Source organism: Brevundimonas sp. KH_025 (assembly GCF_057839885.1).
The window spans coordinates 1,528,052-1,542,984 of the sequence record NZ_CM174501.1 but is presented as its reverse complement, the minus strand read 5'-3'; the positions used below and the strand labels follow the sequence as shown (position 1 = coordinate 1,542,984).

Sequence of the window (14,933 nt, the reverse complement as noted above, 5' to 3'; positions counted from 1 at the left end):
GGGTCTTTGGCCGCGCCGGTTCTGATCCTCGACGAAACCGACTCCACCAACGCCGAGGCGCGACGCCGCGCCGAGGCGGGCGAGGTCGGGCCGCTGTGGATCACGGCGCGGCGCCAGACGGCCGGCCGCGGCCGTCGTGGACGCAAGTGGGAGAGCGAGAGCGGCAATCTCGCCTCCACCCTGCTGCTGCTGACCCGGAAATCCCCCGCCGAGGCGGCGCAACTGACCTTCGCCGCATCCCTGGCCGTGGCCGACCTGCTGGACCGCTACGTCCCGCCGGCACTGGTCACGATCAAATGGCCCAATGACGTGTTGCTGGATGGTCGCAAGACCTCGGGCATCCTGATCGAGTCCGGTCCGGCGCCTTCGGGGGGGCTGTGGCTGGCGATCGGCATCGGGGTGAACCTGAGCCAGACGCCCGGCGAGACCGAACGGCCCGCCACCTGCATCGCTGAACATCTGGCGCATGGCGTCGTCTCGGCGCCGACCGTTGATGAGGCGGCCAAGGCTCTGGCCGAGACCTTCGGCGTCTGGCTGGATCGCTGGACGACGCTGGGCTTCCAACCCATTCTCGACGCCTGGACCGTGCGGACGCCCGGTCTGCATGGCCCATGCACGGCGCGGCTGACCAACGAAACCCTGAGCGGCGTGGCCGACGGGGTCGAGGCGGACGGCTCGTTGCGCCTGAAACTGCCGGACGGATCGCTGCGCGTGATCTCGGCTGGCGACGTCTTTTTCGGAGAGGCCGCCTGATGCTGCTGGCGATCGAGCAAGGCAACACCAACACCCTGTTCGCCGTCCACGACGGCACGGAATGGATCGCCCAGTGGCGCACGGCCACCGACGCCATGCGCACGGCCGACGAATACGCCGTCTGGCTGCATCAACTGTTCGAGATGCGCGGCAAGGGGCTTTCCATGAAGGACCTGGACGGCTGCATCATCTCCAGCGTGGTGCCGCAGTCGATCTTCAACCTGCGCAATCTGGCGCGGCGCTATATCGCGGTCGAGCCTCTGGTGATCGGCGAGAACGTCAACCTCGGCATTGAGGTGCGCATTCCCAAGCCCAGCGAGGCCGGGGCCGACCGTCTGGTCAACGCCATCGGCGCGCTGCAGATCTATGAGGGCGACCTGCTGCTGATCGACAGCGGCACGGCCACGACATTCGACGTGGTGTCGGGCGGGGCCGAGCGAGGGCAGGGGGCCTTCGAGGGCGGACTGATCGCGCCGGGCATCAACCTGTCGCTGCAAGCCCTGCACGAAGCGGCGGCCAAGCTGCCGCGCATCGCCATTCAACGCCCCGATGTCGTTATCGGGCGCGACACCGTCACCTCCATGCAATCCGGCGTCTTCTGGGGCTATATCGCCCTGATTGAAGGGCTGGTGGACCGCATCAAGGCCGAGTGGGGCAAGCCCATGACGGTCATCGGCACCGGCGGCGTCGCCTCCCTGTTTGAAGGCTCAACCCAATCTATCGACCGGTTCGATCCGGACCTGACTATCCGCGGCCTACTCGAAATCTGGCGGCGGAATACCCACCTTTAGGGACGTATGACAAAGAAAACTCAAAACGACGAACTCGTCTTCCTGCCGCTGGGCGGCTCGAACGAGGTCGGCATGAACCTCAACGCCTATGGCTTTGGCCCGGCGCATGATCGCAAGTGGATCATCGTCGATGTCGGCGTGACCTTCGGCGACCCGTCCACGCCGGGCGTGGACGTGATCGTGCCCGATCCCACCTTCCTGGAAGGCGAGAACATTCTGGGCATCGTGCTGACGCACGCCCACGAAGACCATATCGGCGCTCTGGGCTGGCTGTGGCCGCGCATCCAGGCGCCGCTGTATGCGACGCCCTTCACCGCCTATCTGATCCGCGAGAAGCTGCGCGACGCCAACATTCTGGATCAGGTCGAGCTGAACGAAGTGCCGCTGGGCGGCGACCTGAACCTGGGTCCGTTCGACGTGACCTTCGTCACCATCACCCACTCGATCGCCGAGCCGAACGGCTTGGCCATCAAGACCCCGCTGGGCACGGTCCTGCACACAGGCGACTGGAAGATCGACAATGATCCGGTCGTGGGCGAGCGCACCGACGTCGAGACCATCCAGCGCCTCGGCGACGAGGGCGTGCTGGCCATGGTCTGCGACAGCACCAACGTCTTCGTCGACGGCGTGGCCGGTTCCGAGGGCGACGTGAAGGTGGCCCTGGCCGCCTTGATCAAGGACCTGAAGGGCCGCGTCGCCGTGGGCTGCTTCGCCTCCAACGTCGCGCGCATGGACAGCGTGATCCGCGCCGCCGAAGCCGCCGGCCGCCGCGTGGCCCTGGCCGGGCGCTCGATGCACCGCATCACCGCCGCCGCCAAGTCGGTCGGCATGCTGAGCGACGTCAAACCCTTCCTGTCGGAACAGGAGGCCCGCGTCTGGCCCGAGGACGAGATCCTGTATCTCTGCACCGGCAGCCAGGGCGAGGTCCGCGCGGCCCTGTCGCGCGTGGCCGAGGGGACCCATCCCTTCATCAAGCTGGGCAAGGGCGACCACTGCATCTTCTCGTCGCGGGTCATTCCGGGCAACGAGCTGTCGATCGGCCGACTGCAGGACAAGATGGCTGACCGGGGCGTGCGCCTCTACACCGAGAAGGACCATCCGGGCATCCACGTCTCGGGCCACCCGTGCCGTGACGAACTGCGTCAGATGTATAACTGGGCGCGTCCGCAGATCGCGGTGCCGACCCACGGCATGCGCCGTCACCTGATGGAGCACGCCAACCTGGCCAAGGACATGCAGGTCCCGGAAACCGTGACGCCGCGCAACGGCGACATGGTGCGTCTGGCCCCCGGACCCGCGGCCATCATCGACGAAGTGCCCTCGGGCCGTCTGTTCGTCGACGGCGGGATGCTGGTCGAGGAGGCGGGCGAGGCCCTGCGTGAGCGCAAGCACGCGGCGACCAATGGCGTCCTGATCGTCAGCTTCGCCATGGACAAACGCGGCAAGATCGTCAGCGACATCGACGTGCGCGGCATCGGCCTGCCGGGCGACGAAGATCGTCCTCTGGGCGATGTGCTGGATGATCTGGCCGAGCGCGCCGAACAGGCGGTTCGCAAGCTGAAGGGCGAGGCTCTGGACGACGAACTGGTGGTCGAACAGGCTGTCAGCCGCGCCCTGAAAAAGGCCAGCCAGCAGATCTGGGACCGTCGTCCCATCGTAGAAACCGTGATCCTGCGGCTGTAATGACGGACCGGCTTTATCTGCTGAACGCCGATTGGTTCGATGATCAGGGCGGGCCTTGGTATTGCCCGCCCGGCGCCCGGATCGAGGGGGTGCTGGGCCTCTATCCGCGCCTGCGCGAGCAGGTTCAGGTCACGCATCTGGATCACCCCCGTCCGCGCGCCGCTGTGGTGGCCGAGGTGGGGGAGGCGAACCAGAGCTGCCCGCTGCTGGTTCTAGACGGCGAGTTTGACTGGCCCGACGCCCAGGTCAGCGCGGAGACCGGCGCCCGCTTCCTGCAGGACGACGACATCCTGCCCTACTGGGCGGCCCGCTACGGCATAGGGCGGCCGCATCCATAGGCGGCGTCAACCGCCCAGCGTGACCTTACGATAGTTGTCCTTGTCCAGGTTTCCGATCTCGACGGAAATCTGGGCCGGACCGTCGTAGGGCTTCACGCCCGCCAGCAGGGCCGCCTGAACCGCTTCGCCCAGCGCCGTCTTCTGCTCCTGGGTGCGGCCGGTCAGGATGCGCAGGTCGCAGTGGACCATGGCCTGGGCCGGGTCGCCGTCGGCGATGATCAGGTCGTCGCAGCGCACGATCCGCGTCTTGCAGGCCTGGGTCGTCGCGCCGACCACGTCCACGCACAGCTTATGGATCTCCAGCGCCAGGGCGCGCCAATCGGTCCCGTCGAAATGGGGGGAGTGTTCCAGGGTGATCTGTGGCATGAGGACGTCCTTGTTTCGCGCCCTTCCTTAGCCCGCCGCCGACATGGGCGGAATGCGAAAGGGGCGCACGAACTGATGGATGGATTGTCCCGATGCCTCTTGGCCCCTTTACCCTGGTGGCGCTGTATCTGACCTCGTGGTGGATCGTGCTGTTCACGATCCTGCCGTTGGGGTCGTCGAAGCAGGTGGAGGCGCCGCCGACCGACGGCAGCCAGTGGGGCGCGCCCGCCAACCCGCAGTTGAAGAAGAAGTTCATCACCACGACCTGGGTCGCGGCCATCGTCTGGGCCCTCATCGTCCTGATTGTCTGGACCGGATGGGTGCCGCTGCCGAACTTCAGCCGCGGACCAGCGCTCTAGCTTTCGCCCCATTCGCCCGGTTAAAACTCGGGCCAGACTGATTTTGCAGAGATTCCCGCCATGCGCCTGTCGCGCTACTTCCTGCCGACCCTGAAAGAAGCCCCTTCCGACGCCCAGATCGTGTCGCATCAGCTGATGCTGCGCGCGGGCATGATCAAGCAGGAGGCCGCCGGCATTTACGCCTGGCTGCCGCTGGGCCTGCGTGTGCTCCGCAAGATCGAAGGCATCGTGCGTCAGGAGCAGGAGCGGGCAGGGGCGGTCGAACTGCTGATGCCGACGCTGCAACTGGCCGACCTGTGGCGCGAGAGCGGCCGCTATGACGCCTACGGTCCCGAGATGCTGCGCATCACCGACCGCCACGAGCGCGAGCTGCTGTACGGACCGACCAACGAGGAAATGGTCACGGATATCTTCCGAGCCTATGTGAAGAGCTACAAGGCCCTGCCGCTGAACCTCTTCCACATCCAGTGGAAGTTCCGCGACGAGCGCCGTCCGCGCTTCGGCGTCATGCGCGGCCGTGAGTTCCTGATGAAGGACGCCTATTCGTTCGATCTGGACGAGGCCTCGGCCCGCATCGCCTACAAGCGCATGTTCGCCGCCTACCTGAACACCTTCTCGCGCCTGGGCCTGAAGGCGGTGCCGATGCGCGCCGACACCGGCCCGATCGGCGGCGACCTGAGCCACGAGTTCATCGTTCTGGCCGAGACCGGCGAGAGCGAGGTCTTCTGCGACCGCAAACTGGTCGAGATGGATGCGCCGGGCCACAACCTCAGCGTCGAGCAACTGGAAGGCGTGTTCAACGAACGCACGGCCCTCTACGCCGCGACCGAGGAAATGCACGACGCGGCCCAGTTCGAGGCCCAGACCGCCGAGGGCGACCGCCTGTCGGCGCGTGGCATCGAGGTTGGCCACATCTTCTACTTCGGCACCAAATACTCGGCCCCGATGAAGGCCAAGGTCGCCGGGCCGGACGGCCAGGACACCGAGGTCCACATGGGCAGCTACGGCGTCGGCGTGTCGCGTCTGATGGGGGCCATCATCGAGGCCAGCCACGACGCAGGCGGCATCATCTGGCCGGACCCGGTCGCCCCGTTCGACGTGGTGGTGATCAACCTGCGCGCCAACGACGAAGCCGTCTCGGCCGCCTGTGAAGAGGCTGTCGCCAAGCTGGAAGCCCTGGGCAAGGACGTCCTCTACGACGACACCGACGAGCGTCCGGGCGGCAAGTTCGCCACCGCCGACCTGATCGGCGTGCCGTGGCAGCTGACCATCGGTCCCAAGGGCCTGGCCGACGGCGTGGTCGAACTGAAGCGCCGCGCCACGGGCGAAAAGCAAACCCTGTCGCTGGACGCCGCCCTGGAGCTGCTGACGAAATGACCGACGCCGCGACGGCCTCCGCGCCGCCCGCCGTGAAGCCCGCCGGTCCCTTCTCCGCCTGGGAGATCGGACTGGCGCTCCGCTACCTGCGCGCCAAGCGCAAGGAGGGCGGGGTCGCCCTGATCGCCATCATCAGCTTCGTCGGCATCATGCTGGCTGTGGCGGTGCTGATCAGCGTGATGAGCATCATGGCCGGTTTTCGCGGGACGTTGATGGACCGGATCCTGTCGTTCAACGGGCATATGTATGTGCAGGGGCCGGTGCTGACCTCGCCCGACCGCGAGGCGACGCTGAAGCGGATCAGCGACGTTCCAGGCGTGGTTTCGGTGTCGCCGCTTGTCGAATCTGCAGCCATGTTCCGCGCGGGCGGTCAGATGACCGGCGGCATGGTGCGCGGCGTGCGGCCGCAGGATCTGGCGGCGACCCGGTTCGTCTATGACAGCCTGACCCCCGAAATGCGCGCCTCTTTCGGCCAGGGCGCCTATGGCGGCGACAACATCCTGATCGGCAAGGCGCTGGCGGATCAACTGGGCCTGAGCGTGGGCAGCGCCATCTCCATCTATTCGCCGACCGGGGCTGACAGCGCTTTCGGCAATCTTGGCGGGCTTGAAAAGACCTATCGGGTCGGCGGTATCTTCAGTTCGGGCGCGGCTGATTACGATCGCGCCTTCATCTTCATGCCGCTGGAGCAGGCCCAGCTCTTCTTCGGCAAGGAAGGCGTCTGGGACGTGCTCGAGATGAAGGTGGCCGAGCCTGATCTGGTGGAAAACCAGATCGCGTCCGTGCAGCAGGCGGCGGGCCCCGGCAATATCGTCACCGACTGGCGCAATCGTCAGGCCGCGATCTGGGGCGCGCTGGAGGTCGAGCGCGCGGCCATGAGCATCATCCTGGGCATGGTCGTGGCCATCGCCGCCATGAACATCATCAGCGGCATCATCATGCTGGTGAAGAACAAGACCCGCGACATCGCCATCCTGCGGACCGTGGGCGCCAGCCCGTCGTCGATCCTGCGCATCTTCTTCGTCTCGGGCGCGGCCATCGGCATCGGCGGCACCATCGCCGGCCTGATCCTGGGCCTGCTGTTCTGCCTGAACATCGGCGCGATCCAGCACTTCATCGAAGCCCTGCTGGGCGTCCAGCTGTTCAACGCCGAAGTCTATATGTTGGATTCCATTCCGGCCGAGGTCGACGCCTGGGACGTGACCTGGGTGGCGCTCTTCTCCTTCTTCATGAGCTGCCTCGCCAGCCTGCCGCCGTCGTGGAACGCGTCGCGGATCGACCCGGTGGAGGCGCTTCGCTTTGAATAGTCCGCTGAACAAGGCGCCGACGCTGCGTCTGCGCGGGATCACCCGCACCTATCCGACCGCCTCGGGCGGGCTGACGGTGCTGAAGGGCGTCGATCTGGACATCATGCCGGGCGAGGTCGTCGGCCTGATCGGGCCGTCGGGCTCGGGCAAGTCGAGCTTGCTGCACGCCGCCGGCCTGCTGGAGCGGCCGACTAGCGGTCAGGTTATGATCGACGGCGAGGACGTCGGCGGTCTGGACGAGCGGGCGCGGACGCGTCTGCGCCTGTCGCGGATCGGTTTCGTCTATCAATTCCATCACCTGCTGCCGGAATTTGACGCACGGGACAACGTGGCCCTGCCCATGCGCATCGCCGGTCATTCCGAGGCCGAGGCGCGTCGCCGGGCCGAGGCCCTGCTGACCAGTCTGGGGCTTGGCGAGCGTTTCCTGCACCAGCCGGCCCAGTTGTCGGGCGGCGAGCAGCAGCGGGTCGCCATCGCGCGGTCGCTGGCCAACAGCCCGCGTCTGCTGCTGGCCGACGAACCTACGGGCAACCTCGACCCGACCAACAGCCACGCGGTGTTCGAAGCCCTGCGCGAACTGGCCAAGACCACGGGCGTCGCCGCCCTGATCGCCACCCACAACATGGAGCTGGCCGGTCACATGGACCGCGTCTTCGCCCTGAAGGACGGCCATCTGGAAGAACGCGCGGCCGAAGCCCAAGCCTACTGATCAGCCCACGGCGGCGTCGCCCCACAGGGCGTGCAGCCTGATGCTGCGGCGGCAACCGATGCGGTAGGCCTCGTATCGGACCGGATGCCGACGGGCGAAGTCCTGATGCTCGGCGCCGGCCGGCCAGAAACGCATGGCGGGATAGACGGGCGTGACGAAGTTGCGGGCGCCAAGCGTGGCCCTCGCCGCCGTTCGCGACGCCTCGGCCGCGGGCGTCTGGGCCTCGGTCGCATAGACCGCCGTGACGTAGGACGGGCCCTGATCGCAGAACTGGCCGGCGGGGTCGGTCGGGTCGATGGTGCGCCAGTAGCGGTCGACCAGACTGCGGTAGCTGACGACGGCCGGATCGAACGTCACCTGCACCGCCTCGCGATAGCCGGTCCCGCCGCGCACCACCTGCTCATAGGTCGGGTTGGGCCGCGTGCCGCCGACAAAGCCGGACACCGCCGAGCGTACGCCCCGCAGACCGTCGAACGCTTTTTCGCTGGACCAGAAACAGCCGCCGGCGAAGACCGCCATCTGAAAGCCAGGCGGCGGTTCCGGCGGAGCCGCGCGGGCGGACGTTTCGCCGGGCGAACAGGCCGCTGCGAGGGTCAGGGCGATCAGGGGCAGAAGGCGCGACATGGGAAACTCCCGGTCATTCTCCGCATCAGAGGCCCAACATGGGAAGGCGGACCGCCGCGCGCATCAGCGAGAAGGCGGCTTGCAATGAGAACAAAGCGAGAATATAGAACGTTTCAGGAACAAGCGAACTGGGGATAAGCCGATGTCGCGTTGGGTGAGGGATATGCTGTCGCTTGCGTCGTGCGGCGGCTTCGTCTGGATGATCTGGCAGGCGTCTTTCCTGGTGACGTGATCGCCGCGAAGACCCTCTGCATGATCGAGGTCCGACCGCGTGGCGGTCGGACATGAGGTCCCGGCGTCCGGGATCAGCGGAGTTTGTATTGGCGGAAACGGCGAACAGTCAGGGTTTTGTCCATCTGCGGGTCCGCAGCGCCTATTCCCTGCTGGAAGGGGCGATCAAGGCCGGCAAGATCGGCAAGATGGCCGCAGACGCGGGGATGCCGGCCGTCGCGGTGGCTGACCGCGCCAACCTGTTCGGGGCGCTGGAGTTCAGTCAGAACACCAAGGATGCGGGCGTCCAGCCGATCGTGGCCTGCGCCCTGCCGGTGCTGGGCATCGGCGGTCAGATTTCCGATCGTTGGGCCAAGACGCCGACCGTGGTGCTGCTGGTCCAGAACGAGCAGGGCTGGCTGAACCTCTGTGCGCTTTCGTCGGCCGCCTACCTCGACGCGGGCGAGATGTCCGAGCCGGGCGTGCCCTGGGGACAGGTTGTGGATAAGTCCGAGGGGCTGATCCTGCTGTCGGGCGGTCCCGACGGTCCGATCGACCCTCTGTTCGTGCAGAACAAGCCTGCTGAGGCCCAGGCGGCCCTGGCGGAAATGCAGCGCGTCTTCGGCGACCGCTTCTATGTCGAACTGCAGCGCCACGGCCTGCCGCAGGAGCCTGTCGCCGAGGCGGGACTGGTCGACTGGGCCTACGCCAACGACGCGCCTCTGGTCGCCACCAACGACGTCTATTACGCCAAGGCGGCGCAGGCGAAGTCGCACGACGCCCTGCTGTGCATCTCCGACGGCGCCTTCACCGGCCAGGAGGAGCGGCGGCGCATCACCGACCAGCACTGGTTCAAGACCGCCGCCGCCATGCGCGAGCTGTTCTCGGACCTGCCCGAGGCCTGCGACAACACCATCGACATCGCCCGCCGCTGCGCCTTCCTGGTCCCGACGCGGGCGCCGATCCTGCCGCGCTTCGACACCGGCGCCGGTCGCTCCGAGCCCGACGAACTGGCCCATCAGGCGCGCGAGGGACTGAAGGCTCGCCTGCAGCAGGTCACGCCCGCCGCGCCCGAGGAGGAATACTGGACCCGCCTGGAGTGGGAGGTCGGGATCATCCAGCAGATGGGCTTCCCGGGCTACTTCCTGATCGTGGCCGACTTCATCAAATGGGCCAAGCTGCACGGGATTCCCGTGGGGCCGGGGCGGGGTTCCGGCGCCGGTTCGCTGGTGGCCTGGTCGCTGACCATCACCGATCTGGACCCCTTGCGGTTCGGCCTGCTGTTCGAGCGGTTCCTGAACCCCGAACGCGTCTCCATGCCCGACTTCGACATCGACTTCTGCCAGGAGCGGCGGGAAGAGGTGATCGACTATGTGCAGGATCACTACGGCAAGGACCGGGTGGCCCAGATCATCACCTTCGGCACCCTGCAGGCGCGGGCCGTGCTGCGCGACGTCGGCCGGGTGCTGCAGATGCCGCTGGGGCAGGTGGACCGTCTCTGCAAGATGGTGCCGAACAACCCGGCCAATCCTGTGACCCTGGCCCAGGCCATCGACCTGGAACCGCGCCTGAAGGAGGCGCGCGACGCGGAACCGGCGGTCAAGACCCTGCTGGAGACGGCGCTGGAACTGGAGGGGCTGTACCGCAACGCCTCGACCCACGCCGCCGGCATCGTCATCGGCGACCGGCCGCTGACCGAACTGGTGCCCCTGTATCAGGATCCGCGCTCGACCATCCCAGCCAGCCAGTTCAACATGAAGTGGGTGGAACCGGCGGGTCTGGTGAAGTTCGACTTCCTGGGCCTGAAGACGCTGACGGTGCTGGACCGGGCGCGGGAGTATCTGGAACGGCGCGGAGCGGCTCCGGAGTGGAATCTGCTGCCGCTGGACGACCCCAAGACCTACGAGTTGATGGCTTCGGGCCAGACGGTCGGGGTGTTCCAACTGGAATCCCAGGGCATGCGCGACACCCTGCGCAAGATGCGCTGCGGCTCCATCGAGGAAATCACCGCCCTGATCTCCCTCTATCGGCCAGGGCCGATGGAGATGATCGACACCTATATCGATCGGAAATTCGGCCGGGCCGAGGTCGATTATCTGCACCCATCGCTGACCGAGGTTCTGACCGAGACCTACGGCGTCATCATCTACCAGGAGCAGGTGATGAAGATCGCCCAGATCCTGGCGGGCTACAGCCTGGGCGAAGCCGACCTTCTGCGCCGGGCCATGGGCAAGAAGAAGAAGGAGGAGATGGACTTCCAGCGTCTCCGCTTCGTCAAGGGCGCCTCCGAGAAGTCCGTGCCGGAAGCCCAGTCCGGCTCCATCTTCGACCTGGTGGCCAAGTTCGCGGGCTATGGCTTCAACAAGTCGCACGCCGCCGCCTATGCGCTGATCTCGTTCCAGACAGGCTGGCTGAAGGCCAATCATCCGGTCGAGTTTTTCGCCGCCTCCATGAGCCTGGACCTGTCGAACACCGACAAGCTGGCGGTATTCTATCAGGACTGTCGCCGGTTCGAGGTTCCGGTCCTGGCCCCCGACATCAACCGCTCGTCCGCTGACTTCGACGTCCAGTGGAAGGACGGGCAGGGCAGCGTCCTCTACGCCCTGGGCGCCATCCGCAACGTGGGGCTGGAGGCGATGAAGCACGTCGTCGAGGTGCGCGAGACGGGCGGGCCCTTCGCAGACATCTTCGACTTCCTGGAGCGGGTCGATCCCAAGGCGGTCAACAAGCGGGCGCTGGAAGGCCTGGCCAAGTCGGGCGCCTTCGACAGCCTCAATCCCAATCGCCGCCAGCTGTTCGAACAGGCCGACACCCTGATCGCCTATTGCCAGAGCGTGGCGGCTGAACGCGCCTCGTCGCAGGTCAGCCTGTTCGGGGCGGATCAGGCGGGGGCCGCGCGGCCGCGTCTACGCAGCGTCGAGCCCTGGGCCGGCCCGGACAAGCTGGATCAGGAGCTGTCGGCGGTCGGCTTCTACCTGTCAGGCCACCCGCTCGAAGATCTGACGCCGGCGCTGAAGCGCAAGCGCGTGACCTTCGTCGCCGAGGCGCAAGGCTTGGCTGAGGCGGGACACGAAGCCTTCCTGATGGCCGGCGTCGTGCGGCGTCGTCAGGAGCGGGCCAGCGCCAAGAGCGGCGAGAAATTCGCCTTCGTCACCTTCTCGGACCCGACGGGCGAGTTCGAATGCCTGTTCCCGCCGGAACAGCTTCGACGCTGTCGCGACATCCTCGAGGTCGGGACCTCGGTTCTGGTCAAGGTGCGGGCCAAGTCGGCGGACGGCGAGGTTCGCTTCTTCGGCGACGACGCCAATCGCATGGATGTCCTGCTGGACGACGCCCAGATCGGGCTGCGGGTCGTGCTGTCGGCGCAATCGGCGGACGCCGAGGCGCTGAAGGCGCGGCTGGACCGGGCGCGGGCGCAAGGGAAGGGCGGCGAGGTCTGGCTGCAGGCGACCTTGGGCGGCCGCACCGAGGTCGAGATCAAGCTGCCGGGCCGCTATCGACTGGACGCGGCCTTGCGTGGGGCGCTGAAGTCGGCGCCGGGCGTGGTGATGCTGGAGGATGCCTAGTGGGCGAGGGCCAGATCATGCGGAATGCACGCGGAACCTTTGATGTCGTCATCACGCCGGTTCAGCCCGCCGCCGATGCGGCGTCGGACGCGCCGGGACGGATGCTGCTGGCCAAGACCTTCCACGGTGATCTGGTCGGAACCGCCGCCGGCGAGATGCTGGCGACCATGAGCCCCGATCGGTCGGGGGCCTATGTCGCGCTGGACCGGGTGTCCGGCGTGATCGACGGGCGCGAGGGCGCCTTCACCCTGGCGCATCGCGGCCTGATGGACCGGGGCGCGCAGGAACTGCTGATCACCATCGTGCCGGGATCCGGGGCAGGGGGCTTGACCGGGATCGCCGGCGTCTTTCACCTGACCATCGCCGACGGCGTTCATCACTACGATCTGGAATACAGCTTGCCGACACCCTGAGGGAGGGATGGATCATGAGCGTGCACAAGGGGTCCTGCCACTGCGGCGCGGTGGCCTATGAGGTCGAGGTCGGGCTGGAAGGCCTGATCGAGTGCAACTGTTCGCACTGCTATCGAAAAGGGTTCGTCCTGGCCTTCGCGCCTCGCACGGCCTTTCGATTGACGGCGGGCGAGGAGGCGACGACTTCCTACTTCTTCAATCAGCACAAGATCGAGCATCGCTTCTGCAAGACCTGCGGCGTCCAGCCCTTCGGTTACGGCGTGGCGCCGGACGGGTCCGAGGTCGCGGCGATCAATGTGAGGACCCTGACCGACGTGGAACCCTGGGCGTGGACAGCGAGCCGCGTGGACGGGCGCAGCTTCTGACTGATTGGCTTGCCTTTTCCGAACAATACGCCTAGAGAGCGCGCGCACTTCGCACGTGGGCGTGGCGCGGTCCGGGGAGACATCCTGGCCTGCACCGTTCCGAGGGACCGTCCGGTCCTTTACTCGCTCACGCTAGGTTTGATCGGAAAAAGGATACAACGATCATGGCTCTGCCTGAATTCTCGATGCGTACGCTGCTGGAAGCCGGCGCTCACTTCGGCCACCAGACGCACCGCTGGAACCCGAAGATGGACCGCTACATCTTCGGCTCGCGCTCGAACATCCACATCATCGACCTGTCGCAGACGATGCCGCTGCTGCACCAGGCCCTGGTCGCCGTGCGCGAAGTCGCCGCCAAGGGCGGCCGCGTGCTGTTCGTCGGCACCAAGCGTCAGGCTGCTGACCCGGTCGCGCAAGCCGCTACGCGCTGCGCCCAGTACTACATGAACAACCGCTGGCTCGGCGGCACGCTGACCAACTGGCGCACCGTCTCGGGCTCGATCGCCCGCCTGCGCGAGCTGGAAACCGTTCTGGCCACCGGCGGCGAAGGCCGCGTCAAGAAAGAGCTGCTGAACCTGCAGCGCGAGAAGGACAAGCTGGAACTGTCGCTGGGCGGCATCAAGGACATGGGTTCGATCCCGGACATCATGTTCGTGATCGACACCAACAAGGAAGCGATCGCGATCCAGGAAGCCCGCAAGCTGAACATCCCGATCATCGCCATCCTGGACACCAACTCGGACCCGGACGGCATCACCTATCCGGTCCCGGGCAACGACGACGCCGCCCGCGCCATCCAGACCTACTGCGACCTGATCGCCGACGCCGTCCTGGACGGCCTGGCCGCCGGCGCTTCGGCCTCGGGCATCGACCTGGGCGCTTCGGAAGCTCCGGTCGAGCCGATGCTGCGTGAAGCCGCTGCTGCTCCGGTTGAAGCCGAAGTCGCTCCGGCCGGCACGGAAGGCGCTGCTGAAGAACTGCTCGCGACGACTGAAGAAGAGGTCGAGGGCTAAGACGCCCTCGGGGCCCGGTCGATGATCGGGCCTACGCCAAACTGACATGCGGCCGGGCTATCCATGCCCGGCCGCTCATTTGAATTTTCAGGAGAAGAACATGGCCGAGATCACTGCCGCCCTCGTGAAGGAACTTCGCGAGCGTTCGGGCGTCGGCATGATGGACTGCAAGAAGGCGCTGGTCGAAAACGACGGCAACATCGAAGCAGCAATCGACTGGCTGCGCGCCAAGGGCCTGTCCAAGGCCGCCAAGAAGGCTGACCGCGTCGCCGCTGAAGGCCTGGTCGCTGTCGCGTCGAAGGAAGACGGCAAGGGCGAAGTCGCCGCCGCCATCGAATTCAACGCTGAAACCGACTTCGTCGCCCGCAACGATCTGTTCCAGAACGCTGCCAAGTCGTTCGCCCAACTGGGCCTGGACCACCACACGGTCGAAGCCCTGCACGGCGCCGAACTGGAAGCCGGCAAGACGGTCCAGGACGAAGTGACCAACATGATCGCCACCATCGGCGAGAACATGCAACTGCGCCGCGCCGCCCGTCTGTCGGTGTCGGAAGGCGTCGTCTCGACCTACGTCCACAACGCAGTGTCGCCGGGCGTCGGCCGCATCGGCGTGCTGGTCGCCCTGGAAGGCGAGGGCGACAAGACCGCTCTGCGCGAACTGGGCCGCAAGATCGCCATGCACGTCGCTGCGACCGCGCCGCTGTCGCTGAACACCGACGACCTGGATCCGGCCGCCATCGAGAAGGAACGCGCTGTCCTGATCGAAAAGGCCAAGGAAGAAGGCCGTCCGGAAGCCATGATCGAGAAGATCGTGGAAGGCCAGATCAACAAGTTCCAGAAGGACGTGGTGCTGTCGAAGCAGCCGTTCGTCATGGATCCGGACGTGACCATCGAACAACTGGTCGCCAACTCGGCCAAGGAACTGGGCTCCTCCAACCTGCACCTGGCCGGCTTCGTGCGCCTGGCTCTGGGTGAAGGCGTCGAGAAGGTTGAAGGCCCCGACTTCGCGTCGGAAGTCGCCTCGATGATGGGCGGCAACTAACACTGAAGTTTCTTCCC

Annotated in this window: 15 protein-coding genes; 13 read left to right on the top strand and 2 right to left on the bottom strand. The window is 66.4% G+C overall.

The features are described from left to right. Positions 1-6 precede the first annotated feature (6 nt). The 4 genes from AC3IS2_RS07720 to AC3IS2_RS07705 are packed head-to-tail and all read left to right on the top strand — an operon-like array spanning position 7 to position 3,565. Positions 7-753 carry a biotin--[acetyl-CoA-carboxylase] ligase gene (locus tag AC3IS2_RS07720; RefSeq protein ID WP_489197013.1) on the top strand — a complete coding sequence of 249 codons (747 nt, stop codon included), beginning with the start codon at positions 7-9 and terminating at the stop codon, positions 751-753. Further along, positions 750-1,544, top strand: coding sequence for a type III pantothenate kinase (locus tag AC3IS2_RS07715; RefSeq protein WP_489200122.1), 795 nt, complete (start codon positions 750-752; stop codon positions 1,542-1,544). Before AC3IS2_RS07720 ends, AC3IS2_RS07715 begins: the two co-directional genes overlap by 4 nt. Positions 1,545-1,550: 6 nt before the next feature. Beyond that, positions 1,551-3,227 (top strand): ribonuclease J, encoded by a 1,677-nt coding sequence (locus AC3IS2_RS07710; RefSeq protein WP_489197012.1) that lies wholly within the window; start codon positions 1,551-1,553, stop codon positions 3,225-3,227. Continuing rightward, complete coding sequence (locus tag AC3IS2_RS07705; RefSeq protein ID WP_489197011.1) at positions 3,227-3,565, top strand: DUF3088 family protein; 339 nt, start codon at positions 3,227-3,229, stop codon at positions 3,563-3,565. The genes AC3IS2_RS07710 and AC3IS2_RS07705 overlap by 1 nt, the downstream gene beginning before the upstream one ends. A 6-nt stretch (positions 3,566-3,571) precedes the next feature. On the opposite strand, the gene AC3IS2_RS07700 is transcribed toward AC3IS2_RS07705, so the two are convergent. After that, entirely contained in the window at positions 3,572-3,931 is a 360-nt protein-coding gene (locus AC3IS2_RS07700) for a 5-carboxymethyl-2-hydroxymuconate Delta-isomerase (protein ID WP_489197010.1), read from the bottom strand. A gap of 92 nt (positions 3,932-4,023) precedes the next feature. Here AC3IS2_RS07700 and AC3IS2_RS07695 point away from each other — a divergent pair, with 92 nt between their 5' ends. The 4 genes from AC3IS2_RS07695 to AC3IS2_RS07680 are packed head-to-tail and all read left to right on the top strand — an operon-like array spanning position 4,024 to position 7,683. Next, positions 4,024-4,290 carry a DUF1467 family protein gene (locus AC3IS2_RS07695; RefSeq protein ID WP_489200070.1) on the top strand — a complete coding sequence of 89 codons (267 nt, stop codon included), beginning with the start codon at positions 4,024-4,026 and terminating at the stop codon, positions 4,288-4,290. A gap of 60 nt (positions 4,291-4,350) precedes the next feature. Beyond that, positions 4,351-5,667: a proline--tRNA ligase gene (gene proS / locus AC3IS2_RS07690; RefSeq protein ID WP_489200069.1), complete on the top strand. Its 1,317-nt coding sequence runs from the start codon at positions 4,351-4,353 to the stop codon at positions 5,665-5,667. Then, complete coding sequence (locus AC3IS2_RS07685) at positions 5,664-6,974, top strand: lipoprotein-releasing ABC transporter permease subunit (RefSeq protein WP_489200067.1); 1,311 nt, start codon at positions 5,664-5,666, stop codon at positions 6,972-6,974. The genes proS and AC3IS2_RS07685 overlap by 4 nt, the downstream gene beginning before the upstream one ends. Continuing rightward, positions 6,967-7,683, top strand: coding sequence for an ABC transporter ATP-binding protein (locus AC3IS2_RS07680; RefSeq protein ID WP_489200066.1), 717 nt, complete (start codon positions 6,967-6,969; stop codon positions 7,681-7,683). The genes AC3IS2_RS07685 and AC3IS2_RS07680 overlap by 8 nt, the downstream gene beginning before the upstream one ends. Here AC3IS2_RS07680 and msrA read toward each other — a convergent pair whose 3' ends face one another. After that, positions 7,684-8,307: a peptide-methionine (S)-S-oxide reductase MsrA gene (gene msrA / locus AC3IS2_RS07675; protein ID WP_489200065.1), complete on the bottom strand. Its 624-nt coding sequence runs from the start codon at positions 8,305-8,307 to the stop codon at positions 7,684-7,686. Positions 8,308-8,591: 284 nt separating this feature from the next. Here msrA and dnaE point away from each other — a divergent pair, with 284 nt between their 5' ends. From dnaE to tsf, 5 genes are all read left to right on the top strand, one after another. Further along, on the top strand, positions 8,592-12,083 hold the full coding sequence (gene dnaE / locus AC3IS2_RS07670; RefSeq protein WP_489200064.1) for a DNA polymerase III subunit alpha: 3,492 nt from the start codon (positions 8,592-8,594) through the stop codon (positions 12,081-12,083). Positions 12,084-12,100: 17 nt separating this feature from the next. Continuing rightward, positions 12,101-12,496 (top strand): DUF3224 domain-containing protein, encoded by a 396-nt coding sequence (locus AC3IS2_RS07665; RefSeq protein ID WP_489200063.1) that lies wholly within the window; start codon positions 12,101-12,103, stop codon positions 12,494-12,496. Positions 12,497-12,510: 14 nt separating this feature from the next. Then, positions 12,511-12,861, top strand: coding sequence for a GFA family protein (locus AC3IS2_RS07660; RefSeq protein ID WP_489200062.1), 351 nt, complete (start codon positions 12,511-12,513; stop codon positions 12,859-12,861). Positions 12,862-13,025: 164 nt separating this feature from the next. After that, positions 13,026-13,874 carry a 30S ribosomal protein S2 gene (rpsB, locus tag AC3IS2_RS07655; RefSeq protein ID WP_489200061.1) on the top strand — a complete coding sequence of 283 codons (849 nt, stop codon included), beginning with the start codon at positions 13,026-13,028 and terminating at the stop codon, positions 13,872-13,874. A gap of 100 nt (positions 13,875-13,974) precedes the next feature. Beyond that, a complete protein-coding gene (tsf, locus tag AC3IS2_RS07650) occupies positions 13,975-14,916 on the top strand; it encodes a translation elongation factor Ts (RefSeq protein WP_489200059.1) in 942 nt (313 codons plus the stop codon). Positions 14,917-14,933 lie beyond the last annotated feature (17 nt).